This window comes from Variovorax beijingensis, assembly GCF_003951285.1.
Classification (GTDB): domain Bacteria; phylum Pseudomonadota; class Gammaproteobacteria; order Burkholderiales; family Burkholderiaceae_C; genus Variovorax; species Variovorax beijingensis.
Genome location: NZ_RXFQ01000019.1, coordinates 36,990 through 62,732 on the forward strand (window position 1 = coordinate 36,990; position 25,743 = coordinate 62,732).

Sequence of the window (25,743 nt, forward strand, 5' to 3'; positions counted from 1 at the left end):
TCATTTGCTGCGCAATGGCTCGAGTGGCGCGACGGCCGCTGCGTCACGGTCGATGCGCAGCCGCAGGTGACTGCTTCCGCCTGAGGCTTCGGAGCCAACGGGCCCCGGCGTCGAAGCCGCGGCAGGCGCCCACGGCGATCGCACCGGTGACCGCGAGCATGGCCGCGGTGTGAACGCCGACGGCTCCAAGCGCCAGCAGCAGCGAGCCCGAGGCGCTGAACGCCGTCTCCGCCCCATCGCCCATGCACAGCGGGATCAGCGCGGGCACCAGCATCAGGCCGGCGCCGTGCGCGGTGGACACCATGAACGACCAGAGCGCCATCCCCGCATGCCCGGCCGGTGCGCGCGCCGCGCTCGGTGTGCGGCCCCACAGGTGAAGCCCCGCGAAGACCACCACCAGCAGGCCCGCCAGCACCTGCAGCAGCGCGCGGTCGAGCGACAGGCCGAAGGCCACCGCACCGGCCACCAGCGCCACCGAGGCGGCGTGCCCGATCGCGATCGGCAGCAGCGCCCGCAGTGCCTGCCTCCGGTCGCGCGAACGCAGGCCCCAGGCGGCCGCCCACATCCAGCCGCTGGCGGGGTTCAGCCCGTGCAGGGCGCCGACGCCCGCGACCGCGAGCCACGGCCAGAGGCTTGCCATGGTGTGCCTGCCGATCCAGCGCCGTTCAGTCGGACACACGGCAACACGAACCCGCCGCGGCCGCCGGCTGCGCGGCCGGTGCCGGTTCGTAGCGGTCGTGGTGGCGCACCCAGTCCATCGCATGGACGGGGTTGGGCTCGTCGCGGCCCTTGGGCGTGAGGTCCAGCAGGCTGTAGGTGCCCATCATCGCTTCCACGCCGCGCTCGTAGGTCGAGTAGGTGTGGAACACCTCGCCCGCGTCGTTTCTGTAGAACACGCTGATGCCGGGGGCCTCCTGCGCCGGGAAGGACCGCACGCTGTAGTTGTAGTAGACCCCGCCCTGGCCCTCGGCCCACTGCTGCGGCGTGAAGCTCACGTTGAAGTCGTAGTTGAAGTCGCTGCCGTGCGCCGAGACCCACCTGAACTGCCAGCCCATGCGCCGGCGGAAGCGCTCGATCTGGTCCAGCGGCGCGCGCGAGACGACCAGGAGCGTGACGTCGCGGTTCTCCAGGTGCACTTTCATCCCGCCGAGGTGGTCGGACATGTAGGAGCAGCTCGGGCAGCCCTGTTCCCAGTCGGGGCCGAGCATGAAGTGCTGCACCAGCAGCTGCCGGCGGCCTTCGAACAGATCGGCCAGCGCGCGCGGCCCCTCGGGCGTGTCGAAGACGTAGCTTTTCTCGACGCGGGTCCACGGCAGCGCGCGGCGCTCGCGGGCGATCTGGTCGCGCAGGTGCGTGAGTTCCTTTTCGCGCGCCAGCAGCGCCTTGCGCCGGGCCAGCCACCGGTCCTTCGAGACGACAGGGTGGTTCGTCACGGTGTTCTTTTCGGCAATGGCGGTGTTCATGCGTTTCTCCTTGGGCTCGGTGAGCCGATGTGGGTTTCGTCCATGCGCGGCTCCACCCGCCCGGTGGCCGGCGCGCTCGTCGTCGGCCGCAAAGCCGAAAGGGGGTTGTCGCGGTGGGCCGTTCAGGCCCGGGTGGCTCTCGGGCGCCGCACGGCGCGGACCTTGCCGCTGCCGCCGCCACCGCAATAGAAGAGGTCGGCGCCGTCGGACTCGAGCCCGCTCACGTTGGCACCGCGCGGCATCTCCAGCCGCTCGAGCACGGCGCCGCTGTCGGGGTCGACGCGGCGCAGCTCGCTCTCGTCGCCTTCCCAGGTGGCGTGCCACAGCTCGCCGTCGACCCAGGTCACGCCGGTGACGAAGCGGTTGGACTCGATGGTGCGCAGCACCGCACCGCTCACCGGGTCGATCTGAAGGATCTTGCGGTCGCGGTACTGCCCGACCCAGAGGCTGCCCTCGGCCCAGGTCAGGCCCGAGTCGCTGCCGTGGCCGGGCGTGGGAATCGACGCCAGCACCTTGCCGCTGGCCGGATCGATCTTGTCGATGCGCGCCTCGGCAATTTGATAGAAGTAGGTGCCGTCGAAGGCGGTGCCGGCATCGCAGGCGCAGTCGAGGGTGCGCGTGGTCTCGCCGCTCGCGGGATCGAAGGCCACCAGCTGCGCGCCGGTGGCCGCCCAGACGCGCGCGCCGTCGTGGGTCACGCCGGCCACGCTGGTGGCGCCGGCGAAGGGGCCGTACTCGCGCACGATCTCGGCCGGGCGCGGCGCGGCCTCAGGCTTGTACTTCTTGCTGGCTGCAGTGCTGCTGTTCATCGCTGGCTCCTGGTGTGGCGGGCTCCGGGATCGGCGCCTTGGAGACAACTCTATTCAATCGGCAGCGCGGCGGGGAGTAACAAGATCGTCGTGAATCCCGCCAGCGGCGGCGCCAGCCAGCGCTGCGCCCGCGCCCGGCCGATGGCGCGCACCCGCCCCTCGGCCTCGAGTTCGGCCAGCGCGCGCTGCACCGTGCGCTGGCTCGCGTCCAGCGCCAGTGCCAGCGCCGAGGTCGACCACGCCGCCCCGTCGGACAGCAGCGCCACCAGCGAGGCCTGCTCGCCGTCGATGGGCGGCGCGAGCAAGACCACCTCGCGTGCATCGCGCGGCCTGAGCGCAAAGCCGCGTGCCGTGGCCTCGATGCCGGCCTCGGCCGCGACCAGCGCGCGCAGCCGGCCGATCTCGACCCGCAGGCGCGCGCGCAGCGTCTCGTCGGGATGGCGGGTGTTGAACGCATAGGCGATCAGCGCCTCGCGGTCGACGTCGCCGGGCCAGGCCCCGGCGAGCGCACGCGCCAGCGCGAACAGCACCGGCCGGCGCGCCAGCGGCCGCCAGGCGCCGCCGGCGCCCACGCCGCGGCGGCAGGCGTCGACCACCAGCGCGTCCGAGGTCCGCAGCGCCGCGACTTCGTCGAGCCGCAGCGCCTCTTCGCCGCCCGGGAAGAGACGCCGTGCCGCGGGACGGTCGAGCGCCGCCCGCGCCTGCGCCACCTCGGCCGAGAGCGCCGGCACGCGTGCGCGGTCGGCCGCCGCCTGCGCACGGGCGAGCGCCGCGCGCGCCGGGCCGACGTGCAGCGAGCGCAGCGCCAGTTCCATGGCAGTCAGCTCGGCCACCGCCGCAAGCGCCGGCGGCAGGTCGCGCGCATCCAGCGGCGCCAGCGCGGCCCGCGCCGCCTCGAGCCGGCCGAGCAGCAGCAGCTGGCGCGCCGCGATGAGCCGCGCCTGCAGTGCATTGGCACGGTCGGCGTGCGCGTCGAGCGTGGCCGCCGCCGCGGCCAGTGCGCGCGGCGAGCCGCCGAGCTCGCGCATGGCCATGGCCACCTCGGCCTCGGCCACGACGCAGCGCGCGCGCGCCAGTTCCTCGTGGGCGCCAAAGCCGCGCGCGGCACGCCGCAGCAGTTCGCGGGCGCGCGGATGCTCGCCGAGCTGGGCCATCGCGATGCCGCGCAGCGCCAGCGCCGGCGGGTCGTCGCGCAGCGCGACCCGCTTGAGCGCGCCGAGCGCGTCGCCGGCGGCCAGGGCGCGTGCGGAGGCGGCAATCAGGGAATCCATGGCGCGAGGCTACACCGGCCCGCCCATGCGCTGCCCGAATCAAGGGGCAGGTCCAAAAGGCATCGACTGTTGCTGGTGGGGGAGATCGGCCTCTCCCGGTTCCTCATCTACTTTCTCCCACGGTCCGATTCGCGCGTACTGCGGCATGCAGTCCCGGACCAGCGTTGCGACAAGCTCAGCCTGCAACACGTCTTTCGAACGCTTGAGGGGATCGCGGTTCGGATATTTCGCCAGCGCCCGCTTGACGTCCACGAAGTCCAGGGGATGCATCGTGTTCATGAGCGCCATCTCACCGGTCGTGGAGACCACCATCTGGCTGAATCGCGGGGAATTCAGGATCCTCTCGCCCGTGGAGGCCTGCACCGCCCAGATGTCGTCTTCGTCATCGCTCATGCGCAGTGGATGCGGATCACCATCCTTGGCAACACGGCGAATGACATCGACCTCGAATCCGGTCGCGTTGCGCACGGTCTCCTTTTGATCCTCGAGGCGCTCGAAAGACTTGTCGGCCTTGCGAAGAAGACCAAGCAGCGACAGCTCCGATTCCTTCATGCGCGAAAAAAAAGCCAGATGCCTGCGCGTATCAAACAGCAGGTCGATGTCACGAGGACATCTGACATTTCATCATCTTGCGGAGACTTTCACTTTTATGGCGAAAAACCTGGAAGCGAGCCCGTTGCTGCTTGTGTTTATGAAGCCCGGCTTCACAAGGCATGCAATATTCGCCACTGTTTCTTTCTGATGCTTCTTCCTACAGTCGCCTCCAGCGCCGTCCGGCGCCACCCACCCCACGAAGAAGAACGGACCCCCACCATGAGCGCGCTCAACGTCAACGGCCGCGACCACACGGTCGACGCCGATCCCGGCACCCCCATCCTCTGGGCCCTGCGTGACACGCTGGGCATGACCGGCACCAAGTTCGGCTGCGGCGCGGCGCTGTGCGGCGCCTGCACCGTGCACCTGGACGGCCAGCCCATCCGCTCGTGCATCACGCCCATCTCGGCCGCCGAGGGCAAGAAGATCGTCACCATCGAAGCCGCCACCGACGGCAGCGACCCGGTCGGTGCCGCGGTGCACACCGCGTGGGTCAAGCATGACGTGGCGCAGTGCGGCTACTGCCAGAGCGGCCAGATCATGAGCGCCACGGCGTTCCTCAAGTCGCAGCCCCGGGGCAAGCAGCCCACGGCGGCCGAAATCGATGCCGCGATGGCCGGCAACATCTGCCGCTGCGGCACCTACGCCCGCATCCGCGCCGCGGTGGCCGATGCCGCCAAGTCCCTGGCCTGAAGGAGCATCCGCCATGTTGCCCACCCCTATCGATTCCACCGAACTGCCGCGCATCCTGCAGCGCCTGATGGCCGAGGGCCAACAACAACCCGAAGACACCGCCGCGCTGCCGCGCCGCAGCTTCCTGAAGCTGGCCGGCGTGGGCGGCCTCGCGCTCGGCGCCTTTCCCCACATGGCCATGGCGCAGGCCACTGGCAAGCAAGCGGCGGCCAGCGCCCTCACGCCGACGCAGCAGCCCTCGGCCTTCGTGCAGATCGCGCCCAACGGCGAAGTCACCGTGACGCACAACCGCCTCGAATTCGGCCAGGGGGTGCAGACCGGCCTGCCGATGATCCTGGCCGAGGAGCTCGATGCCGACTGGAGCCTGGTGCGCAGCAAGAGCGGCACCAACGACCCCGCCTACCACGACCCGGCCTTCGGCATGCACCTGACCGGCGGCTCCAACTCGATCAAGAACAGCTTCACGCAGTACCGCGAGCTCGGCGCGCGCGCCCGCGCCATGCTGCTGTCGGCCGCCGCGGCGCGCTGGAACGTCGATGTGTCCACGCTGCGCACGCAGTCCGGCACCGTGCTGGGCCCGAACGGCCGCAAACTGGGTTATGGCGAACTGGCCGAAGCCGCCATGGCGCTGCCGGTGCCCGAGAAGGTCACGCTGAAGGACCCCAAGGACTTCAAGCTCATCGGCCGTCCGACCACGCGCCTGGATGCGCGCGCCAAGAGCAGCGGACGGCAGGACTTCGGCATCGACGTCAAGCACGCCGGCCAGCTCACGGCCGTGGTGGCGCATCCGCCGGTGTTCGGCGCGCGCCTGGCTTCGGTGGACGACAGCGCCGCGCGCGCCGTCAAGGGCGTGAAGGCCGTGCTGCGCGTGCCGCTGGACCGCGGCGCCGAGGGCGTGGCCGTGGTGGCCGACGGCTACTGGCCGGCCAAGCTGGGCCGCGACGCGCTCAAGCTGCAGTGGGACACGGCCGCTGCCGAGAAGGTCGACAGCGACAGGCAGCTGGCCCAGTACCGCGAACTGGCCAAACAGCCCGGCGCGCGCAAGTTCGATGCCGACATGGCGCCGCTGGCCAAGGCGCCGCGGCAGCTGGACGCCGAGTTCGTGTTTCCCTACCTCGCCCATGCGCCGATGGAGCCGCTGAACTGCACCGTCAAGCTGTCGGGCGACCGCGCCGAGCTGTGGGTCGGTACCCAGTCCGCGGGGCTCGATGGCGCCGCGGCGGCACGCACGCTCGGCCTCAAGCCCGAGCAGGTGCGCGTGAACGTGCAGATGGCCGGCGGCGGCTTCGGCCGGCGCTTCGTGAGCACCAGCGACGTGATCGTGGAAGCCTGCGAGATCGCCAAGGCCGCGCGCGCCGCCGGGCTGGATGCGCCGGTGCGCCTGCTGTGGAGCCGCGAGGACGACATCAAGGGCGGCTACTACCGCCCCATGCACCTGCACCGCGCGCGCATCGGCTTCGACGAGCGCGGCAAGGTGCTGGCCTGGGACCACGTCATCGTGGGCCAGTCCATCACCGCCGGCTCCGTGTTCGAACCCTTCCAGGTGAAGAACGGCATCGACGCCACGGCCACCGAGGGCATGCGCGATCCGTACCCGCTGCCGATGCGACTGACCGTGCACCATCCCAAGGTCAACGTGCCGGTGCTGTGGTGGCGCAGCGTGGGTTCCACCCACACCGCGTTCGTGATGGAGACGCTGCTCGACGAGATCGCGCGCAGCACGAAGCAGGACCCGGTGGCCTATCGCATGCAGCTCTTCGGCGACAAGCACCCGCGCCACCGCGCCGCGCTGCAGCTCGCCGTCGACCGGAGCGGCTACGGCAAGAAGCAGCTGCCCGCCGGCCGCGCCTGGGGCGTGGCCGTGCACGAATCCTTCGAGTCCGTGGTGGCCTACGTGGTGGAGGCTTCGGTGAAGGACGGCCAGCCGGTGCTGCACCGCGCCACCGCCGGCGTGCACTGCAACCTGGCCGTCAATCCGCGCAGCGTGGAAGCCCAGGTGCAGGGCGCCGCGGTCATGGGCCTGTCGATGTGCCTGCCGGGCGGCGCCATCACGCTGAAGGACGGCGAAGTGCAGCAGGGCAACTTCGGCGACTTCACCGTACCGCGCATCACCGACATGCCCGAATTCGCCGTGCACATCGTGCCGAGCGCGGAGCCGCCCAAGGGCATCGGCGAGCCGGGCCTGCCGCCGCTGGCCCCGGCCTTCGCGAACGCCATCGCGCAACTGATCGGCAAGCCGCTGCGGCAGCTGCCTTTCAACCTCGCGGACGCAAAACCGGCATGACCCGCAACGATCGCAAGCAAGGCCTCGCAGCCTCTCTTGCCCTGGCCTTGGGGCTTTGCACAAGCATGGCCTGGCCGGGCCGCGCGGCGGCCAGCCAGGCACTGGCGCAGAAGCACGCCTGCGTCGCGTGCCACCAGCCCGCGGCCAAGGTGGTGGGCCCGTCGTGGAAGGAGATCGGCGCCCGCTACGGCGACGGAAAGACCAGCGCGGCGCAGCTGGCTGCGAGCATCAAGGCCGGCAGTTCGGGCAAGTGGGGCGCCATGCCCATGCCGCCGCAAGGCCGGGTCCCCGACGCCGACCTGCAGTCGCTCGCGCAGTGGCTGCTCGACGGCGCGCCGTGATCGGCATTCCCTGAGACGCGGCCGCCCGCAAGGCGGCGCAGGACCGCTCCCTAGAATGCCGCATGGAAACCCGGCAGATGCGTTGTATCGTGGCCATCGCCGAGGCCGGCAGCCTCACGCGTGCGGCGGAGAACCTCGGCCTCGCGCAGCCGGCGCTGACGCAGACGCTGAACCGGCTGGAAAGCGAGCTCGGCACCCGGCTCTTCACACGCACGCGCCGCGGAGCCACGCTCACCGAGGCCGGGCTCGCCGTCGTCGATGACCTGCGGGCCAGCCTCGCCTACGGCGACGCGGCCACCGAGCGCATCCGCGCCATGGGCGCCGGACGGGCGGGCCGGCTCACCATCGGCTTTGTCACGCACGCCGTCTACCAGGTGCTGCCACGTGCGCTGCAACGCCTGCGCGCGGCGTATCCGCAGCTCGACATCTCCCTGCGCGAGATGAGCAATGCCGAGCAGGTCGAGGCGCTCGAAGGCGGCCGCATCGATGTCGCGCTGCTGCATCCTCCCGTGGCCGTCAACGCGCGCGTGCACGAGAAGCGGCTCGGCGAGGAACGGCTGGTGGCGGCCATCCCCGCCGCCCATGAGCCCGGGGCCGACGGCTGCGTCTCGCTGGCGGAGATTGCCGCGCACGGGCTGGTGTGGTTTCCGAGCCTGCAGATGTCGGCGCTGCGCACCCAGGTGCTCGCGGCGTTTCGCGCCGCCGGACACGAACTGCGGATCGTGCAGGATGCCAACCGCACGCTCACGGTGCTGTCGTGCGTGGCGGCGGGCCTGGGCTGGTCGCTGCTGCCGAGCTCGGTTCGCGCGCTGCGCCACGAGGGCGTGCGCTATGCCGAGGTGCGCGACGGCGCAGCGCTGCCGCCTTTCGAGCTCTCCGCGATGTGGCTTGCGAAGTCGCGCCCCACCTTCGCCGATGCCTTTGCGGCCATGCTCGATGCGTAAGCCGTGCCGCTAAGGCCGCCGATGCGACGCTTCCTCGGCCAGCCGCGTGACGATTGCCTGTTCGACCACCCTGCGGGGGGCGAGCTGCAAGCGGCCGCACTGAGCGCAGCGATAGAGCCGCCGCGAAGGGAACAGACGCATCCACAGGCGCCTCTGGAGGCGCTTCAGGTGGCCGAAGCCGCACGGGCAACTTGAAAACAGGTTTTCCAAGACAAGCTCCAAATGGGTTCGCAGTACCGAGCTTGTCTGTCGCTAGAACTTCTCGGCTCCGGCAGCTTCGTTGCGTAAAGTAATTATTTTCGAAATTTCGTCTGATTGTGTGGGGATTGGTAACGGTCAACACTCCCACAAAGTAGGGAGTGGGCTGAAGCTCAGTCGAGCGCGATCCTGTTGGTCTTCGCGACCTGGGTCCACTTGGCGATCTCGGCGCGGCGGAAGGCGTCCAGTTCGGCCGGGGTGGAGCCGATGACCTCGGCGCCCATGCCTTCGAGCCGCGTGCGCACATCGGGCTCGCGCAGCACGGCAGCCAGTTCCCTGGACAGGCGGTCGACCACGGGCGCAGGCGTTCCAGCCGGAACGAACACGCCGTTCCATTCGTAGACCTCGTAGCCCGCGAGCCCCGCTTCGGCCACCGTCGGCACCTGCGGCAGCACCGGCGAGCGCGCCTTGCCGGTCACTGCCAGCGCGCGCAGCTTGCCGCCCTGGATGTACGGCAGGCTGGAGGCCAGGCTCGCGAAGAACACCGGCACTTGGCCCGCCATCACGTCGGTGAGCGCGGGGCCGCCGCCCTTGTAGGCCACGTGGGTCATGCGCACGCCGGCCATCGCGCCGAAGAGTTCCGCGGCCAGGTGCTGCGCCGAGCCGTTGCCCGAGGAGGCGTAGTTGATCTGCTCGGGCCTGGCCTTCGCCTGCGCGACGAGGTCCTTCACGCTCGCGATGGGCGCGGCAGGATTTGCCACCAGCACGTTGGGCACCCGCACCAGCAGCGAAACAGGCGCGAGGTCGCGCAGCGTGTCGAACGGCATCTTGCTGCGCAGCGCCGGGTTCTGCGAATGGTTGGAGGCGTCGAGCATGACCGTGTAGCCATCGGCCGCGCTCTTGGCGACCAGGTCGCCGCCGATCGCGCCGCCCGCGCCCGCGCGGTTGTCGATCACCACCGGTTGACCGAGCCGGGCCGAGAGCTTCGGCGCGATCACGCGCGCCACCGCGTCGACCGTGCCGCCCGGCGGATAGGTCACGACCATCTTCACGGGCTTGGCGGGCCATGCCTGTGCGGCGGCGCCCGGGGCCGAAAGGCACAGTGCGGCGCCGATGCAGGCGGCGGGAAGCCAGGCGCGCAGCTTGCTGGTTGTTGTTGCATTCATGATGTCGTCGTCTCCTTGGAAAAACCGAAAAGCGCGGCCGGCGTGTCGACCAGGATGCAGCGCCGTGCGTCGGCGTCCGGGATCCAGTGGTTCAGCGCGGTGCGCGTGTGTGCGTAGCCCGTGTGTTCACGGTGCTGGGTGTGGGGCCAGTCGCTGCCCCACAGCAGGCGCTGCGGGCCGCCGGCGTCGAGCAGCGACGCCGCGGCGCGGCACGCCTCGGCGCCGAGCGGATCGCGCCAGGTGCGGTAGCCAGCCGACAGCTTGACCCAGGTGCGGCCACCGGCGGCGGCGCGCACGAGCCAGCCGAAGCCGCTGTCGGCCGCGGTGTTCCCGCCCGGGCGTCCGAAGTGGTCGACGACCAGCTTGCAGCCGGCATCGAGCACGGGCTGGCCCGCTGCCGCCAGGTCCTGCGATGGCCGGTGCAGCTCGACGTGCCAGTCCAGGGCCCGCACATGCTGCAGCAGGGTTTGCCACACGGGCCGGGAAAGATCCGGCATCGGCAGCCCGACGAGGTTGAGCCGCAGGCCGCGGATGCCGGCATCGGCGAGTACTCGCAGTTCATCGAACGGCGTGGCGGGCTCGACCACCGCCACGCCGCGCAAGCGCCCCGGGTGGGCGCGCAGCACGCCGAGCATGTAGCTGTTGTCGGTGCCGAGGAAGCTGGGCTGCACCAGCACGCCGTGCGACACATCGTGCGCATCGAGCAGGCCGAGGTACTCGCCGGGCGTGGCGTCGTAGTCCGGGGCATGCCGGCGCTCGGGAGCGAGCGGCAGGCTGCCGAGGAAGACATGCGCATGGCTGTCGACCGCGCGCAGGGCTTGCGGACCGCTGCGGGGCGTCGATCGCTGCGGCAGAGGATGGGAAGAAAGCAGATCGCGCCTCCTGGATGAAGTAAGGCGGAAGTATCGGCAGGGAGGCGCCGCTGCGGAATCCGCGCGCGCGTTCGTTATTCATAAGCGCCGCTTATGCCGCGGCCGGCCCATTCAGGGCGTGCCGCCAGGCCGCGGCACGCCGAGCTTGCGCAAGGTCCGGTGGAAATTGCTGCGGTCGATGCCGGCCTCGCGCGCCGCATTGGCCACGTGCCCGCGATGCCGCGCCAGCGCATCGGCGAGCCAGGCCCGCTGGAACGCCTCGGTGGCTGCGCGCAGCGTGCCGCCAGTGGGGCCGGCAAGGCCCGCATGCTGGCCTGCTGGCACCGGTGCGGGTGGCGCAGGTGGCGTTGCAGGACCGCCGGCCGCCGCAGCCTCCAGCGCCAGGTGATGCGGCTCGATCGCCGTCCAGCGCGCGCCGCGGCGCTGCTCCCTGAAGGCGCGCAGCGACGCGCGGCTGATCACATGCTCGAGCTCGCGCACATTGCCCGGCCAGCCGTGCGCGAGCAGGGCGGCCTTGGCGGCCGGCGACAACCGCAGGTTGCGCGCGCCCAGGCGATGCTGGTTCTCTTCGAGGAAACCACCCGCGAGCGCCACCACGTCGCGCCCGCGCTCGCGCAGCGGCGGCACGACCAGCGGATAGACCGAGAGCCGGTGATAGAGGTCGGCGCGGAAGCGCCCCTGCGCGATCGCCGCCGGCAGGTCGCGGTTGGTGGCCGCGATCACGCGCACGTCGACCTTCAACGTGCGGTCGCTGCCGGGGCGCTGCAGCTCGCCGCTCTGCAGCACGCGCAGCAGCTTGGCCTGCACCGTCAGCGGCAGCTCGCCGACCTCGTCGAGAAAGAGCGTGCCGCCATCGGCGATCTCGAACTTGCCGCTGCGGTCCTGCACCGCGCCGGTGAACGCGCCGCGCTTGTGGCCGAAGAGCTCGCTGTCGGCCAGCGTCTCGGGCAGCGCCGCGCAGTTCACCTGCACCAGCGGCTCGTCGCTGCGGCGCGAGCGCGCATGCAGGCGCTGCGCCACCAGGTCCTTGCCCACGCCAGTCTCGCCGAGCAGCAGCACCGTGAGGTCGGACACCGCGACCGTGTCGATCTCGCTGCACAGCTGCTTCATCGCGGGGCTGCTGCCGAGCAGCTCGCGCGTGGCGCCGCGGCCTGACCGCAGGGCCTGCGCGACGGCCTGTTCGCGCATGGCGCGCGCTTCCATTTCCTGGATCGTGTGGGCGGCTTCGATGCCGGTTTCGACCAGCGCCACCAGCGCGTCGAGCTGCGCCGGGCCCACGGCCTCGAAGGCGCCGGCCTCGAGCGCGTCCAGCGTCAGGAGGCCCCAGGTGGCGCCGCGCAGGCGCAGCGGCGCGCCCATGCAGTCGTGCACGGGCAGGATGCCCGGCTGGCCCGCGACGAGGCCGTCGTATGGATCGGGCAGCCCGCAGTCCTGCGCGAAGCGCAGGCCCCGCTCGCTCTCGAGCAGGCGGGCGAAGCGCGGGTGCGAGGCCACGGGGAACTGCCGCCCCAGGGTTTCGTCGTTCAGGCCGTCCACGGCCAGCGGCCGCAGCACGTCGCCGTCCAGCCGCAGCAGTGCGGCGGCATCGCATCGAACGAGGCCGCGCGCGGCGGCAAGAAGTGCGCGGTAGCGCTGCGCCTCGGTCGCCGCAATCTCTTCGTTGGTGGTCGAATTGACACTGATGGTGGTCATAAATACAACATGAATCCTGTTGCGAATTTGACCACGCATCGAAAATCCCCAGTGCTGGCAGGCACTTGCGCGAGGCCGGGGGCTGGCACGGATCGTGAGAAGGAAAGGCATCTTCCATTGCCGAACCCGAAAGCCACAGATGACCCCGCAAACCATCGCCATCGTCAAAGCCACCGTTCCCGCGCTCCAGGCGCACGGAGAGGCCATCACCAGCCACTTCTACCGGATCATGTTCGAGAGCCATCCGGAGGTGAAGGCCTTCTTCAACGAGGCGCACCAGGCCGCCGGCAGCCAGGCGCGCGCACTCGCGGGCGCGGTGCTGGCCTATGCCACGCACATCGACCGGCTCGACGAGATCGCCGGCGCGCTGCCGCGCATCATCCAGAAGCACGCCGCGCTGGGCGTGCTGCCCGAGCACTACCCGGTCGTCGGCGGTTGCCTGCTGCAGGCCATCAAGGACGTGCTCGGCGAGGCCGCGACGGACGAGATCATCGCGGCCTGGGGCGAAGCCTACCAATCGCTGGCGGCGCTGCTGATCGCCGCGGAGGAAGAGGTCTACCGCGCCAACGCCGCGCAGACCGGCGGCTGGCGCGGCGAGCGCGAGTTCCGCGTGGCGCGGCGCGAGCAGGAGAGCGACGTCATCACCTCCTTCTACCTGGAGCCGACCGACGGCGGCCCGCTGCTCGCGTTCTCGCCCGGCCAGTACCTCACGCTGGTGCTGAAGATCGACGGCGAGCCGCTGCGGCGCAACTACTCGCTGTCCGACGCGCCGGGCAAGCCCTTCTACCGCATCAGCGTCAAGCAGGAAGAGGGCGGCCGCGCATCGAACTGGCTGCACGAGAAGGCCGGGGTCGGCACCGTGCTGCAGGTGCAGGCACCTTGCGGCGATTTCGTGCTGCAGCCCGCGGGCGAGCCTGTGCGCCCGCTGGTGCTGGTGACGGGCGGCGTGGGCATCACGCCGGCCATGAGCATGCTCGAGTCGGTGGCGCACACCGGCCGGCCGGTGCACTTCATCCATGCGGCGCGGCATGGCGGTGCCCATGCGTTCCGTTCGCGCGTCGATGCGCTGGCGGCGCGGCATGCCAACGTGAAGCCGCTCTATGTCTACGACGCGCCGCGCGAGTCCGACCGGCCGCATGCGACCGGCTTCGTCACGCGCGAGCTGCTCGAGCAGCAGCTGCCGGCCGATCGCGACGTCGACCTCTACTTTCTCGGTCCGAAGCCTTTCATGAAGGCGGTGTATGCGAGCGGCCTTGCGCTGGGCGTGCCCAAGCAGCAGCTGCGCTACGAGTTCTTCGGTCCGCTGGAGGCACTGGAGGCGTAGGGCGGGCTACCCATTCCCGTCGACGCTTCGGCGGCGCCGGTATACGATAAAAGCGCACTCGCAAGGAGATCCCGATGTCCGACCTCAAGGCACCTGGAAGCGCCCGCACTCGCGCGGTCGAACGCGCGCTGGACGAAAGCAAGCAGGCAAAGAAAACGGTGGAGGAAGCTGCGGATGAGCTCGCTGTCGTTCACGTGGTACTGGACAAGGGGATCTCCGAGGATGTGCGCACCGACGACCTCGACCGCGCGATCGAGCAGACCGACCAGATCGAGAAGAAGCTCTCGAAATCGGTCGACCTGCTCGAGAAGGTGGCCGAAGCGCTGGAGACCGAAAGCAACCGGAAGGCGTCGTGAGAAAGCCCCGGCGCGCGCTCTGCCGGCGCGCTTCCTGGGCACCGTCCCCAAGTCGAGAAGCTTGCCTACAAGGATGAGCAGGACCGAGCCGTAGAAAGGCCGCATTGGTGGTTGCATTCCGATGTCCAAGAGCCTCCAGACGCCGAAAGCGTATGCATGCCGCTCACTACGATCCTTGTCGAGGACAGCCGGACGATCCGGGACAACCTGATTCCCGCGCTGGAAGAACTGGCCGGCGTTCACGTCGTGGCGAGCGTCGAGACCGCTGAAGGGGCCATCGATGCACTCGCACTGCATGGATCCTGGCAACTGGCCATCGTCGACCTCTTCCTGAAGGAGGGCTCGGGCCTGACGGTCATCCGCGCCTGCCAGGGCCGCTCCAGACACCAGCACCTGATCGTTCTGACGAACTACCCGACCCCTGAGATGCGCCGCCGATGCTTGGCGCTCGGCGCCGATGCGGTCTTCGACAAGTCCACGGAGCTCGATGCGTTTTTCGAGCAGTGCCAGGGTTATCAGACCGGGTGAGCTTCCAGGCTATGCCACCCACACCGTCTTGATGTTGACGAACTCCTTGATGCCGTAGCCCGACAGCTCGCGGCCATAGCCGCTGTCCTTCACGCCGCCGAAGGGCAGCCGCGGATCGGAGCGGACGGCGTCGTTGACGAACACGCAACCTGCCTCGAGCGACTCGGCCGCGATGCGCTCGCCGCGGGCCAGGTCGCGCGTGAGGACGGCGGCACCCAGGCCGAACGAGGAGTCGTTGGCGGCGGCGATGGCCTGCGCCTCGTCCCGCACCGGAATGACCGCGGCCACGGGGCCGAACAACTCTTCGTCGTACGCGGGCATGCCTTTGGCGACGTCGGTCAGCACGGTCGGCGGGTAGTAGGCGCCGGGGCCTTCGGGAATCTGGCCGCCGAGCAGGCAGCGCGCGCCGCGCTGCACACTCTGCTCGACCTGCCGGTGCAGGGCGTCGCGCAGGTCGTGCCTGGCGAGCGGGCCGATTTCCGTCGCCATGTCCAGCGGATCGCCTTGCCGCACCGCCTGCATCTTCTGCACGAAGCGCTGCTCGAATTCGCGCCGCACCGGCTCGACGACGATGAAGCGCTTGGCGGCGATGCAGCTCTGGCCGCCGTTGACCAGCCGGCCCTTGGTGCACACGCTGGCGGCCAGGTCGAGGTCGGCGTCTTCCAGCACCAGGTAGGGATCGCTGCCGCCGAGTTCGAGCACGGTCTTCTTCAGCATCTCGCCGGCCTTGCGCGCCACCGCGCTGCCGGCCGGGCCGCTGCCGGTCAGCGTGACCGCGCGCACCAGCGGATGCCCGATGGCCGCGTCGACCTGCGCATTGCCGATCAAGAGCGTTCGAAACAGATGCTCGGGCATGCCGGCCTCGCGCAGGATCTGCTCGATCGCGAGTGCGCAGCCCGGCACGTTCGACGCATGCTTGAGCACCGCCGCATTGCCGGCCATCAGCGCAGGCGCTGCGAACCGGAACACCTGCCAGAACGGGAAGTTCCAGGGCATCACGGCCAGCACCACGCCCAGCGGATTGAAGGTGACGAAACTCGTGCGCGCTTCGGTATCGACCGGCTCGCGCGCCAGCAGCCGCGCCGCGTTGTCGGCGAAGAATTCGCAGCACGCCGCGCACTTCTTCGCCTCGGCAATGCCGTCGCGCAGCGGCTTGCCCATTTCGCGCGCCATCAGCCCACCCCAGGTGTCGGACTTCGCGCGCAGGATCTTCGCCGCCTCGCGCAGGTGCTGCGCGCGCTGCTCGAACGAGGTGCCGCGCCAGGCCAGGAATGCCTCGTGCGCCTTGCCGATGGTGTCGTCGACCGCGGCGGCGGACATCTGCGCATGAGTCTCGAGCTTCTCACCGGTCGCGGGGTTGACGGATTCAATGGCCATGTCGCTGGGCTCCTTTCTGCTGAATGCTGAATGCAAGCTGCCTGCCGTCACTTGCCGGCCTTGTGCGCAACTCTCCCGCAGCTGAAATTTCACTCTAGGCCGGCGGCGCGCAGCGGGTGTAGGGCGCCGCGACCTCGTCGATGTAGGCCTTCGACGATGCCGGCGATCACGCGCGCGGGGCGCCGAGTCCTACAGATGGGAGGCGGCAATTCTTCGCAAAGTGTTCACGAGGCCCGGGCGCCGGCCGCCTCGGCTGGGTCTGCCGCGTGGCCTTTCAACCGAAGAGGAGATTTCTCATGCACACGATCAAGGATCTGATGAGCCGGGACGTGCAAGTCATCAGTCCCGATGCGACCATTGCCGAGGCCGCGCGGCAGATGCGCGACGGCGACTTCGGCATGATGCCGGTCGGTGCCAACGACCGGATGATCGGTTCCATCTCGGACCGCGACATTGCCGTGCGCGCGGTGGCCGAAGGCCGCGGCGCCGACACCAAGGTGCGCGACGTGATGTCCGACGGCCTCCGCTGGGCCTACGAGGACGAACCGGTCGAACGCGCTGTCGCGATCATGGGCGAGTACCAGATCCGTCGGCTGCCGATCGTCAGCCGCGACAAGCGCCTGGTGGGCATCGTAGCGCTGGGCGACCTTGCAGTCAGGGAAGCCGGGCCCGAATCCGCGGCCGAAGCGCTGTGCGAGATTTCGGAGCCCGCCTGAGCGCCCTCGCTGGCGCCATCATTGGCGATTTCCTACAGCGCCGCGGCATCCCGCTGACAGAAGGCCGCGATGCGGCGGCGCAGTCTGGGCATCGAAAGGATCCCACATGAACAAGACCCAACTCGATGGCGCCAAGGTCGCCATTCTCGTGGCCGACGGCTTCGAGCAAGCCGAGATGACGGAGCCGCGCAAGGCGCTCGATGCGGCCGGCGCCGCCACCAAGATCGTCTCGCCGAAGGACAACACCGTGCGCGGCTGGAAACACCACAAGCCGGCCGATGCGTTCGACGTCGACATACCGCTGCCGCAGGCGGCCGCGCACGAGTTCGATGCGCTCGTGCTGCCCGGCGGCGTCATGAACCCCGATGCGCTGCGCATCAACGAGGAGGCCATCGCCTTCGTACGCGATTTCTTCAAGGCCGGCAAGCCGGTGGCAGCGATCTGCCACGGACCGTGACGCTGATCGAGGCCGACGCGGTGCGCGGCCGCACGATGACATCGTGGCCCTCGCTGCGCACCGACCTGACGAATGCCGGCGCCAAGTGGGTGGACCGCGAGGTCGTGGTCGACGGCAACCTGATCACCAGCCGCAAGCCCCAGGACCTGCCGGCCTTCGACCGCGAGATGGTCAGGCTGTTTGCAGATGCGCGGGCGCACGCCTGAGACGACTGCTGGAGTTCGTGCGCACACGCCTGCCCATCACGACGTTGTCGCATGCGGTGAACGCCGCCATCGTGTTCCTCGCGCTCTGCCTGGTTACCGCGTCGGCGTTGTGCTGGCGGCGGGCATGACCTCCGCGGCAGCCTTCCCGGGCTGCGTCGAGTCGACGGCACGTCTCACCATGTGTTCGGCCAGCGTGTCGTACAGCGGCCGGCTGATCATGCGCGAGACCAGGCTGGACAGCATGGCGGCCGCCATCAGGCTCAGCACCATCGAATGGCCGTCGACCATTTCCATCACGATGATGAAGGCGGTGAGCGGCGCCTGCGTCACCGCGGCCAGGAAGCCGGCCATGCCCATCGCGATCAGCGCAGGGCCAAGATCGCCGCTGGCCAGCGTGGCCACCGCGTCGCCGATGCCCGCGCCGATGGACAGCGAAGGCGCGAAGATGCCGCCCGGCACGCCGCTCCAGGCCGTAAGCCAGGTGGCGACGAACTTGAGCACGGTGTTGAGCGGCGTGAGTTCGTCATGCCCCTGCAGCATCTGCTTCACCGCCTCCGACCCCGCGCCGAAGGTGACGCCGCCGGTGACGAGTCCGATGACCGCCACGGCCAGGCCGCAGGCGGCCGCGAAGCGCACCGGAAAGCGCGCGCGCCAGCGGTTGAGGCGCCCCGGCGCGCCTGTGAGCGAGGCGATCAGGAGCCGCGCAAACAGGCCGCCCGCAACGCCGCTGAGCAAGGTGACGAGCAGGCCCGGCCCAAGCGCGTCCCACCCCAGCCGCGGGACGCGGATCACGCCGAAATAGCTGCTGTTGCCAAACACGGAAACGGCCACCAGGCCCGCCAGCACGATGGCGGTGATGATCAGGCCGCTGGAGCGCGCCTCCAGGCGGCCCGAGAGTTCCTCGATCGCGAACACCACGCCCGCAAGCGGCGCATTGAAGGCGGCCGCGATGCCCGCCGCGCCGCCGGCCACCAGCAGTGCGCGCCCGTCGATGGTGGTGCGGGGCGAAAGCCACCGCCGCGCATGCTGCATCACCCCGGCCGCCACCTGCACCGAGGGGCCTTCCCGCCCGATCGAGAGCCCCGCCGCGAAGCCCGCCGCGCCGAGCCCGATCTTGGCGACCGTGAGCCGCAGCGATGCGAAGCTGAAGCGCCGTTCCTCCGGCAGGGTGGCATGCAGCGCCGCCTTGATCTGCGGAATGCCCGAGCCTCCCGCACCCGGGAAGAAGCGCAGCGTGAACCACACGATGGCGGCGGTGAGCAGCGGCGTCGTCAGCAGCACGGCCCAGGGCCATGCACCGTGGAAGCGCAGGAACGCGCCGAACACCCAGTCGCTCGCGAGCGTGAAGCCCACCACGAAGAGCCCGGCCGCAATCGCATAGCCCAGCACGATGGCACGGTCGAGCCAGATGCGGCCGCTCGAGAGTTCGGCCCGCAGATGCTCGAGGAAGTCTGGCTCGCGGTTCATGGTGCGAGCCAGTTTACGCAACCTCCGTGCCGCCTCAGGCCAGCGGCTGCTCCAGCAGCTGCTCGCCGCGCGCCGGGTAGTCGTTCTTGATGACGAAGTCCAGCGCCTGCACCATCTCGGCGAAGTTGGGGCGCACGAATGGCATCGATTGCACGGACAGGTAGTAGACAGTGTTGTCGGGCCTGACCAGGAACAGGCCGGGCTCGGAGAACAGTGCCGGTTCATCGATGCCGATGGAGGTTTTGCCCCGGCTCGCCGAGATGTACAGCCCCCACTTCCTGGCGTCCGCGAGCGACAGGCCATGGCCGATGCGCAGCTTCGCTGCGCCGATCTTGTCGGCCATGGCGCGGGCGCGCGCCTCGTCGTCGGAACTGATCGCGATGGTGGCTACGCCGCGTTCGGCGAAGGCCGGCGTCAGCCGCTCCAGTTCCTTCAGGTAGCTGGCGCAGATCGGGCAATGCAGCCCGCGGTAGAAGCACACCAGCGTCATGCGCTCGGGCTTCTCGTCGATCAGCCGGAACCGGCCGGCGACGAGAGTGTCGACACTCAGGTCCGGGGCTTGTTGGCGTGGAATCAGCATGAGAGTGCTCCTTGGAAAAAAAGTGGGGGTTGCAAAGAAGGCCCAAAGATCTCATGCTCTGCGCCATGAAACATCCGACTTTCATGATCCAAAGTCCAAATTCACCCAAGATGGACCGGCTCGCCGCCTTTGTCGAGGTGTTCAAGCTCCGCGTGGCGGTGCTTGCGCCGGGCGACACCGGCGTGGCAGCCCTGCTGCTGGCTGGCCCGGAAGACGGCAGCGAAGGCCGGGTGATCTTCCGGCCCGGCGGCTTTTCGGAGCTGCCGCCCGATGCGCGCGTCGCGGCCAGCGTCGACTTCGACAACGATGCCAATCCGCTGATGAGCGCGATGCCCGAGGAGGTGTCCGTGTCCCTGGACGGCTCGCCGTCGCTGCAGGCCACGGCCGCGGCATTCATGGCGGAAGCGGCGGGAAACCGCTGCGGCCGCAGCGCGGCGCTGAACCGGCTCGCCGAGGTGCTGGTGCTGATGGCGCTCCGGAGCGCGATCGATGCGGGCACGCAGAAGCCGGGCCTGTTCGCCGCGCTCGCGCATCCTTCACTGCACCGGGCCGTGGTGTCGATCCACGACATGCCGTCGCGACAGTGGACCGTCGACGACCTGGCGAGCCGATCGGCCATGTCCAGGAGCACCTTCATGTCGACCTTCCGCACGATCGTCGGCACCACACCCATGGCGTACCTCGGCGCGTGGCGCCTGACGCTGGCACGGCGCTACCTGATGGCCGGCGATCCGGTGAAGCTCGCGGCCCGCCGCACCGGGTTCGGTAGCGCCGAGGCATTTTCCAGGGCCTTTTCAAGAGCGTACGGCCACGCGCCCGCGGCCCTGAAGCCGGCGCGGGCCGGCCAGCCGACGGTCTGACGCGCAAGGCGTTGCCTCGCTGCCGGGCGAGGCATCAGCGGCTGTTCCTGCGAACCGCTTCGACGACGGACAGCACCGCATCGGCCACCACCTGCGGCTGGTCGAGCTGGATGTCGTGTCCGGCATCGGCCACGAGCAGGTGCCTGCCGCGCGAGGACCAGGCCGCCATCTCCTCGTGCATCTGCTTCCAGATCGCCTGGACCTGCCGGCCCTGCTCGGGCGTGATCTTCATTCCGCGCAATTCCGCGGCGGTGTACGGCGCCATCGCGGTCAGCACCACCAGCGGACGATCGCCCAGGTCGCGCAAGCCCCTGGCCTCGGCGAGCGAGGCGTCGGTCGCATCACTCTCCGCGAGCTGCGTGCGCAGCGACTTGGACGCGAAGGCGCGGATCGCCTGCATCTCGTGCGCGCTTCGATGCGGGGCCTGCGGCAGCAGCACCGGCGCGGCCGCGCGCAGCACGCCGAAGGGCGCAAGCGCCACGCCGAGGCGGGAGCGCATCGAACGCGATTCGGTCATGAAATGCGCGACGCGCTCGACCTGCTCCGGATGCGACGGATCGACCAGCACCAGCCCCGCCACCTCGGCGCCGAAGTCGCGCGTGAAGCCCACGCTGTAGAGCCCGCCCAGCGATTGCCCCACCAGCACGAAGGGTCCGCGCTCGCCCGCGCCGGCCAACGCGGCGCGCAGGTCCTGCACCGCCTGCCTTGCGCCGGGAGGATGTTCCGAAGGATCGCTCCACATCAGCCCCGCGCGGCTGTAGGCGCACGCGCGCGTGTGCGCGGCGACCTTCGGCTGCACGGCCGACCAGCTCAACGATCCGTCGACGCCCAGGCCCGCTTCGAACACGACGGTGGGGGAGCCGGCGCCCCGGCAATCCAGCTGGATCCTTCGCCCCCCGCCGATGTCGACCATTTTTCCGGGCGCAGGGAAGTCCCTCGCCGCGCGGTACCGGCCGATCTGCTCATAGGCGATGCCGCCCAGCACAGCCACGGCGGCAAGCGCCGTGCCCGCGGCAAGGCCGGTGCGCAGGGTTCGGTGTCTTGGCGTCTTCACTGTCCTGCTTTATGGCACGAAGATGCCGCCCGCGGGAACTGCCTCCTGCAATCAGGCGCTCGGCGTCACCCGCGCCAGGTGGAGGATGTGGTCGAAATCGAGGCTCTCCAGTGCCTGCCGCACCGCCTTCACGAGCGCCGTATGCTGCGGGTCTGCCGCGAGCCGGTCGGCCCATTCGTGCAGATCGGTCCATCGGCCGTCGCGCGCCAGCGTTTCGAGTTCATGGCGCAGGCCTGCGGGCAGCGGCGCGATCTCGGGCACCGGCAGGCTGCGCCGGGGCGGCCTGTCCGCTGGGGCGGGCGGCACCGGCGCCGCAGCGCCCGCGGCCGGAGGAAGCTCTTCGTCGGAAGCGGCATCCACCACCACCGAAAAGCGAAGCCGCGTGCCCAGGTGCAGGTGGCTTTCCAGCTGCAGCTCTCCGCCCATGCGCTCGACGATGCGGCGCGCAATCGCCAGCCCGAGGCCACTGCCGCCGGAGGCCGGATCGGCCTGCGTGAACGCGCGGAAGACGCGCCGCTGGTCCCGGATGTCGATGCCGATGCCGCTGTCCCAGACCTCCAGGTCCAGCCGCCACTGGCCGCCGGCGGGGTGCGGCTCCACGCGCAGGCCGATCTGGCCATCGTGCGTGAACTTGGCCGCGTTCGACAGCAGGTTCAGCAGCAGCTGCTGGAAACGCTTGCTGTCCAGACGCACGGCGGGCGGCAGCATACCGCGCACGTCGAGCACGAAACGGTTGTTCTGCCGCTGTGCCAGCGTGGCGGCGTACTGCGCGATGTCGTCGATCAGCAGTGGCAGGCGCAGGGGCCGCGGGTCCAGCGCCAGCGGCAGCAGCTCGCCCTTGGCGTATTCGAGCAGGTCGTCGACAAGGGCCAGCTGGTAGTTGGCGCTGCGCTCGATGGCCTGCAGCTGCGCAGGAGCCGACGCCAGCTCGGCGCGCAAGGCGCGGGCATGGCCGACGATGGTGGCGAGCGGTGCGCGCAGGTCGTGGCTGATGTAGGCCATGAGCCACGTCTGCTCACGCGCGCGGTGCTCGGCCTGCTCGAGCGCGGCGTTGAGCGCGCGCGTCTTGCGCGAGACCTCGTTCTGCAGCCTGTGCTGCTCGTGGGCCTGCCACTGGACCAGCTTGCGCTGCGCATCGTGGCGCTGGCGCGAAAGGTGGTGGGTCCATGCGGCCAGCGCCACCAGGCCGACCAGCAGGCCCGGAAAACCCAGCACGTAGGTATCGAAGCTCGGCACGGCATGCTCGGGCATCGCGAGTTCGCTGAGCCGCAGGCACACGCCCAGCGTGACGACCACCATCACGGGGAATGCCAGCCGCCCCCCGGGGCCGGCGCGGCGCATGTAGATGAAGCTGCTGATCGTCAGCGCCAGCACCAGAGCCAGCGCCGTGAGGATGCCGGCGCGTGCGAAGAACGCATAGCTGCCCGCCAGCGTGCCGATGACCACCAGCGCCTGCACCGCCGTCATCGCGACCAGCACGCGCAGCCCGGGCTGGCGCACCGGCGCGCCGCGCGAGAGCGCATGCAGGTAGAACACCATGTTCAGCACGCAGCAGCCCGCGATGACACCCGCCGCGCGGTAGCTCCACTCGGTGCTCTCGGGCCAGAACAGCAACCGGGCGTAGCCGCGGTAGGTGGCTTCGTAGAGTGCGACCAGCGCGAATCCCAGGCTCTGCGAGGCCAGGGCTGCGTTGCGCGCGATGGCCCAGACCGCCAGCGAATAGACCGCCAGCACGAGCAGCCCACCGATCAGCAGGCCGTCGATCAGCGCATGGCGGCCTTCGGTGGCACGCCAGGTTTCGGCGCTGTGCAGCAGGGGTGCCAGCTTGATGCTGCTGCGGCTTTGCACGCGCACCAGCACGCGCGCCTGTTCGCCCGGCCGCAGGTCGAGCGCGAGCACCGGCACGCGGTCGAGATTGCGCCCGGCGGGCGGCCTGGAGACGCCCGCGGCCTCGTGCATCCAGGCCGTTGCGGGCGCCATGCCCGGCGCGCTGCGCTGCACATGGAAATCAACGTACTGGAGCCAGGTGGTGTTCAGCACCAGGCGCAATGCCTGATCGGCGTTGGCGTTGTTCGCCAGCGTGAGCCGCAGCCAGAACGCTGAGTTCGAGAAGCCCGGCCGCATCCGGGCCTGGGTGCCCGGCACGAAGCCGCCCGGGGATCGACTGCCCAGCTTCTCGACGGCCTCGAAGCCGAGTTGTGCGCCGGGGTCCTCGAACACCTCGACCTTGTCATCCAGCGCGACGGGCAGTCGACCGGCGGCATCCAGATGCAGCGCCGCCGCCTGCACGGGCAGCATCGCGAACCCCAGGGTCGCCCACAGCAGCACGGCGGCCAGGCCGCGTCCGGGCGCCATGGCCGCCTAGACCTCGGAGGTGCGCAGGGAGGGCGCGGCCCTGCCCGCGAGCGTCTGGCGAAAACCGGTGGGCGTGGTGTCGAAACGCTCGCGAAACGCGGTCGAGAAATTGGCGGCGCTCGAGAACCCGACCGCCAGCGCCACCTCCTCGACGCTGAGGGCCGATTCGCCCAGCAGGCGCCGCGCCTGCGCGAGCCGCGCTTCGCGCACGAACTCGAACACCGTGCGGCCCATGTGCTCGCGAAAGATCCGCGACAGGCGCTTTTCGTGCGTGCCCACGCGCGCGGCCAGTTCCGCCAGCGCGGGCACGTTCACCAGGTCCGACATCACGAGGCGTTCGGCCGCCAGCGCCACCACGCGGTCCGGGCCGCACTTTCTCTCGTCGTCGGCCGCGGCATCTGTGCCGGAGGCAGCGGGCGACGCGCAGCACTTGCTGCCGGCCAGCACCAGGTGCACCGCGACGCGCGCCAGCACCTCCGCGGGTTCGCAGGGCTTGAGGATGTAGTCGACCGCACCTTCGCGCAGGCCCGTGAGCCTTTCTTCCACCGAGCTGGAAGCAGTCACGAAGATCACCGGGATGTGCGCCGTGGCGGGGTCGGCCTTCAGCAGGCGGCAGGTGGCAAAGCCGTCGGTGCCTCCCATGCGCACGTCCAGCAGGATCAGGTCCGGCTGCAGCGCGGTGGCACGGCGGTAGCCCTGCATCGCATCGAAGGCCAGGCTGATGCGGTGCTCCGCGCCCCGCAGCGCAGCGATGAGAAGCTGCAGTTCGTCGACGTTGTCATCGACGAGGAGGATGTGCGCGCGCCGTGGCGGCATGGTGGACCAGTAAGACATTCGCAAGCCGTTCGCTCCCCCGGTCGGGTTCGTGTTGGAGACCATCATCCCTTCGACCGGCTGGTTGTGCCGCTGGGCGTCCAGGTGTTCCGGCCGTTCCAGATTGACCGATATGCTTTATTCATGTAACTGACCAATCCCCTCAGATCGATGCAAGGCTGCGAGGCAGCGGTGCGCCGACGACCCGTCACGCTTGCGCGTCCTGGCTTGCACCAAAGGTCATGCGACGATCGGCATCGTGCAGACAAGCCTTGTTGCATTCATGCGCATTCCTCACCGATCCTCGCAATTTCTCATCGAATGCACGACGCTTCCGAGTGGCTTCTCGCTGTGGGAACGCGGCTTTATTGCCGTTCGGACCGACGGCGGCTGCTTGTGCAAATGCATGAAATCGATGCGCTGATTCGTGAAATGCTTCACAACCGCATCGTTGGAGGCGAGCAACGGCCGGCGGCGGCCGCTGGCCGCCTTCATGTCGCTCGGGCGGTCAGCTCACAAGCGCGTAGCCGGTGCCGCGCACAGAGTGCAGCGGCAGGGACATGCCGAGCTTCTCGGCCTTGCGCCGGATGCGGCTGGCGATGGCGTCGATGCGATGCCCGTCGAAGTCGAACACGTCGCCGCCGAGCGCACGGATCAGTTCGTCGCGGCTGACCGCTGTGCCCTGGCGGCGAAACAGGCATCCGACGAAGGCGCGCTCGCTGGTGGTGAGCTTCATGCGGCGGCCCTCGGGGTCGCTCAGGATCCACTCCCCCTCCAGCAGCCGCCACGCACCGGCTCGCGGCTTTTCCGCCGGCACCGGCGCGTTGGCCAACCGTGCGGCACGCAGGCGGCGGCCGATCGCGTTCAGGGTCTCGGCCAGTTCCTCCATGTGCACCGGCTTCACCATGTAGGCATCGGCGCCCTCGCGCAGGCCGACCAGTCGATCCTGGAGTTTGCCGCGAGCCGTGACAAGCACCATGCCGACGTGCGCCGCGCCACGCAGGTGGGAAACGATGGACAGCCCGCTCTCGCCAGGCAGGCCGATGTCGACCACGGCAATGTCGCATGGCGCAAGCGCAAAGGCCTTGTAGAACGCAGGCGCTGCGCAAAAGCCATGCATCTCGAAACCCAGTTCGCTCAGGACAAAGAGCATCTCCTCGCGAAAATCGCCGTCGTCCTCGACCACATAGACGCGCAGACGCGGCGTTGAACGTGTTGGTTGCATTGTGAATAGATTGTAAATTCGCACGCTTTGCAGTTGCTCGTTGCAACACCAGGCGAGCCATGTATCTCTTCTCCTTCTTCTCGTCCTCCCCCTCTCGC

Annotated in this window: 25 protein-coding genes and 1 pseudogene; 10 read left to right on the forward strand and 16 right to left on the reverse strand. The window is 69.7% G+C overall.

The annotated features are described in order from the left end of the window. Positions 1-43: 43 nt before the first annotated feature. From EJO66_RS26075 to EJO66_RS26095, 5 genes are all read right to left on the reverse strand, one after another. The gene (locus EJO66_RS26075) at positions 44-640 is read right to left on the reverse strand and encodes a hypothetical protein (protein ID WP_125966563.1); all 597 of its coding nucleotides are present in this window, start codon (positions 638-640) and stop codon (positions 44-46) included. 25 nt (positions 641-665) lie between these two features. Then, positions 666-1,463 (reverse strand): DUF899 domain-containing protein, encoded by a 798-nt coding sequence (locus EJO66_RS26080; RefSeq protein ID WP_125966564.1) that lies wholly within the window; start codon positions 1,461-1,463, stop codon positions 666-668. A 122-nt stretch (positions 1,464-1,585) separates the two neighbouring features. Continuing rightward, positions 1,586-2,272: a Vgb family protein gene (locus EJO66_RS26085; protein WP_125966565.1), complete on the reverse strand. Its 687-nt coding sequence runs from the start codon at positions 2,270-2,272 to the stop codon at positions 1,586-1,588. A gap of 50 nt (positions 2,273-2,322) precedes the next feature. After that, the gene (locus EJO66_RS26090; protein ID WP_125966566.1) at positions 2,323-3,543 is read right to left on the reverse strand and encodes a helix-turn-helix domain-containing protein; all 1,221 of its coding nucleotides are present in this window, start codon (positions 3,541-3,543) and stop codon (positions 2,323-2,325) included. 39 nt (positions 3,544-3,582) lie between these two features. Beyond that, on the reverse strand, positions 3,583-4,143 hold the full coding sequence (locus tag EJO66_RS26095; protein ID WP_125966567.1) for a GSU2403 family nucleotidyltransferase fold protein: 561 nt from the start codon (positions 4,141-4,143) through the stop codon (positions 3,583-3,585). A gap of 213 nt (positions 4,144-4,356) precedes the next feature. Between EJO66_RS26095 and EJO66_RS26100 the strand changes: the two genes are divergently transcribed. The 4 genes from EJO66_RS26100 to EJO66_RS26115 all read left to right on the forward strand — a co-directional run bounded on the left by EJO66_RS26100 (position 4,357) and on the right by EJO66_RS26115 (position 8,399). Then, positions 4,357-4,830, forward strand: a complete 474-nt coding sequence (locus EJO66_RS26100) for a (2Fe-2S)-binding protein (RefSeq protein ID WP_125966568.1) — start codon at positions 4,357-4,359, stop codon at positions 4,828-4,830. A 13-nt stretch (positions 4,831-4,843) separates the two neighbouring features. Further along, on the forward strand, positions 4,844-7,114 hold the full coding sequence (locus tag EJO66_RS26105; RefSeq protein WP_125966569.1) for a xanthine dehydrogenase family protein molybdopterin-binding subunit: 2,271 nt from the start codon (positions 4,844-4,846) through the stop codon (positions 7,112-7,114). Next, the gene (locus tag EJO66_RS26110; protein WP_125966570.1) at positions 7,111-7,455 is read left to right on the forward strand and encodes a c-type cytochrome; all 345 of its coding nucleotides are present in this window, start codon (positions 7,111-7,113) and stop codon (positions 7,453-7,455) included. The genes EJO66_RS26105 and EJO66_RS26110 overlap by 4 nt, the downstream gene beginning before the upstream one ends. A 62-nt stretch (positions 7,456-7,517) precedes the next feature. Next, positions 7,518-8,399 carry a LysR family transcriptional regulator gene (locus EJO66_RS26115; RefSeq protein ID WP_125966571.1) on the forward strand — a complete coding sequence of 294 codons (882 nt, stop codon included), beginning with the start codon at positions 7,518-7,520 and terminating at the stop codon, positions 8,397-8,399. Positions 8,400-8,770: 371 nt separating this feature from the next. Here the strand turns inward: EJO66_RS26115 and EJO66_RS26120 are convergent, their stop codons facing one another. The 3 genes from EJO66_RS26120 to norR form a co-directional block, all read right to left on the reverse strand. Next, on the reverse strand, positions 8,771-9,763 hold the full coding sequence (locus EJO66_RS26120) for a tripartite tricarboxylate transporter substrate binding protein (RefSeq protein ID WP_125966572.1): 993 nt from the start codon (positions 9,761-9,763) through the stop codon (positions 8,771-8,773). After that, complete coding sequence (locus EJO66_RS26125) at positions 9,760-10,635, reverse strand: amidohydrolase family protein (RefSeq protein WP_420856704.1); 876 nt, start codon at positions 10,633-10,635, stop codon at positions 9,760-9,762. The genes EJO66_RS26120 and EJO66_RS26125 overlap by 4 nt, the downstream gene beginning before the upstream one ends. 111 nt (positions 10,636-10,746) lie before the next feature. Then, entirely contained in the window at positions 10,747-12,327 is a 1,581-nt protein-coding gene (gene norR, locus EJO66_RS26130; protein ID WP_125966574.1) for a nitric oxide reductase transcriptional regulator NorR, read from the reverse strand. 139 nt (positions 12,328-12,466) lie between these two features. On the opposite strand from norR, the gene hmpA reads away from it, so the two are divergent. From hmpA to EJO66_RS26145, 3 genes are all read left to right on the forward strand, one after another. Further along, positions 12,467-13,651, forward strand: coding sequence for an NO-inducible flavohemoprotein (gene hmpA / locus EJO66_RS26135; protein ID WP_125966575.1), 1,185 nt, complete (start codon positions 12,467-12,469; stop codon positions 13,649-13,651). A gap of 74 nt (positions 13,652-13,725) precedes the next feature. Further along, the gene (locus tag EJO66_RS26140) at positions 13,726-14,007 is read left to right on the forward strand and encodes a hypothetical protein (protein ID WP_125966576.1); all 282 of its coding nucleotides are present in this window, start codon (positions 13,726-13,728) and stop codon (positions 14,005-14,007) included. Between the two features lie 156 nt (positions 14,008-14,163). After that, positions 14,164-14,535 carry a response regulator gene (locus EJO66_RS26145; protein ID WP_125966577.1) on the forward strand — a complete coding sequence of 124 codons (372 nt, stop codon included), beginning with the start codon at positions 14,164-14,166 and terminating at the stop codon, positions 14,533-14,535. A 9-nt stretch (positions 14,536-14,544) separates the two neighbouring features. On the opposite strand, the gene EJO66_RS26150 is transcribed toward EJO66_RS26145, so the two are convergent. Then, complete coding sequence (locus EJO66_RS26150; protein ID WP_125966578.1) at positions 14,545-15,912, reverse strand: NAD-dependent succinate-semialdehyde dehydrogenase; 1,368 nt, start codon at positions 15,910-15,912, stop codon at positions 14,545-14,547. Positions 15,913-16,208: 296 nt separating this feature from the next. On the opposite strand from EJO66_RS26150, the gene EJO66_RS26155 reads away from it, so the two are divergent. Together EJO66_RS26155 and EJO66_RS26160 are read left to right on the forward strand one after the other, a co-directional pair. Continuing rightward, complete coding sequence (locus tag EJO66_RS26155; protein WP_124960988.1) at positions 16,209-16,628, forward strand: CBS domain-containing protein; 420 nt, start codon at positions 16,209-16,211, stop codon at positions 16,626-16,628. A gap of 106 nt (positions 16,629-16,734) precedes the next feature. Further along, positions 16,735-17,291 (forward strand): annotated as a pseudogene (locus tag EJO66_RS26160) (type 1 glutamine amidotransferase domain-containing protein). 93 nt (positions 17,292-17,384) lie between these two features. Here the strand turns inward: EJO66_RS26160 and EJO66_RS26170 are convergent. Continuing rightward, positions 17,385-18,758, reverse strand: a complete 1,374-nt coding sequence (locus EJO66_RS26170) for a chloride channel protein (protein ID WP_125966579.1) — start codon at positions 18,756-18,758, stop codon at positions 17,385-17,387. 34 nt (positions 18,759-18,792) lie between these two features. After that, complete coding sequence (locus tag EJO66_RS26175) at positions 18,793-19,338, reverse strand: peroxiredoxin-like family protein (RefSeq protein ID WP_124960985.1); 546 nt, start codon at positions 19,336-19,338, stop codon at positions 18,793-18,795. Between the two features lie 11 nt (positions 19,339-19,349). On the opposite strand from EJO66_RS26175, the gene EJO66_RS26180 reads away from it, so the two are divergent. Further along, complete coding sequence (locus tag EJO66_RS26180; protein ID WP_338067594.1) at positions 19,350-20,198, forward strand: AraC family transcriptional regulator; 849 nt, start codon at positions 19,350-19,352, stop codon at positions 20,196-20,198. Between the two features lie 34 nt (positions 20,199-20,232). On the opposite strand, the gene EJO66_RS26185 is transcribed toward EJO66_RS26180, so the two are convergent. The 5 genes from EJO66_RS26185 to EJO66_RS26205 all read right to left on the reverse strand — a co-directional run bounded on the left by EJO66_RS26185 (position 20,233) and on the right by EJO66_RS26205 (position 25,645). Then, complete coding sequence (locus EJO66_RS26185) at positions 20,233-21,252, reverse strand: alpha/beta fold hydrolase (RefSeq protein ID WP_125966581.1); 1,020 nt, start codon at positions 21,250-21,252, stop codon at positions 20,233-20,235. A gap of 51 nt (positions 21,253-21,303) precedes the next feature. Further along, entirely contained in the window at positions 21,304-23,607 is a 2,304-nt protein-coding gene (locus EJO66_RS26190; protein WP_125966582.1) for a sensor histidine kinase, read from the reverse strand. 6 nt (positions 23,608-23,613) lie between these two features. Beyond that, positions 23,614-24,441, reverse strand: coding sequence for a helix-turn-helix domain-containing protein (locus EJO66_RS26195; RefSeq protein ID WP_124960981.1), 828 nt, complete (start codon positions 24,439-24,441; stop codon positions 23,614-23,616). 273 nt (positions 24,442-24,714) lie between these two features. Next, a complete protein-coding gene (locus tag EJO66_RS26200; RefSeq protein ID WP_125966583.1) occupies positions 24,715-24,915 on the reverse strand; it encodes a hypothetical protein in 201 nt (66 codons plus the stop codon). A 13-nt stretch (positions 24,916-24,928) separates the two neighbouring features. Continuing rightward, on the reverse strand, positions 24,929-25,645 hold the full coding sequence (locus EJO66_RS26205) for a response regulator transcription factor (RefSeq protein ID WP_240648788.1): 717 nt from the start codon (positions 25,643-25,645) through the stop codon (positions 24,929-24,931). Positions 25,646-25,743: the final 98 nt, after the last annotated feature.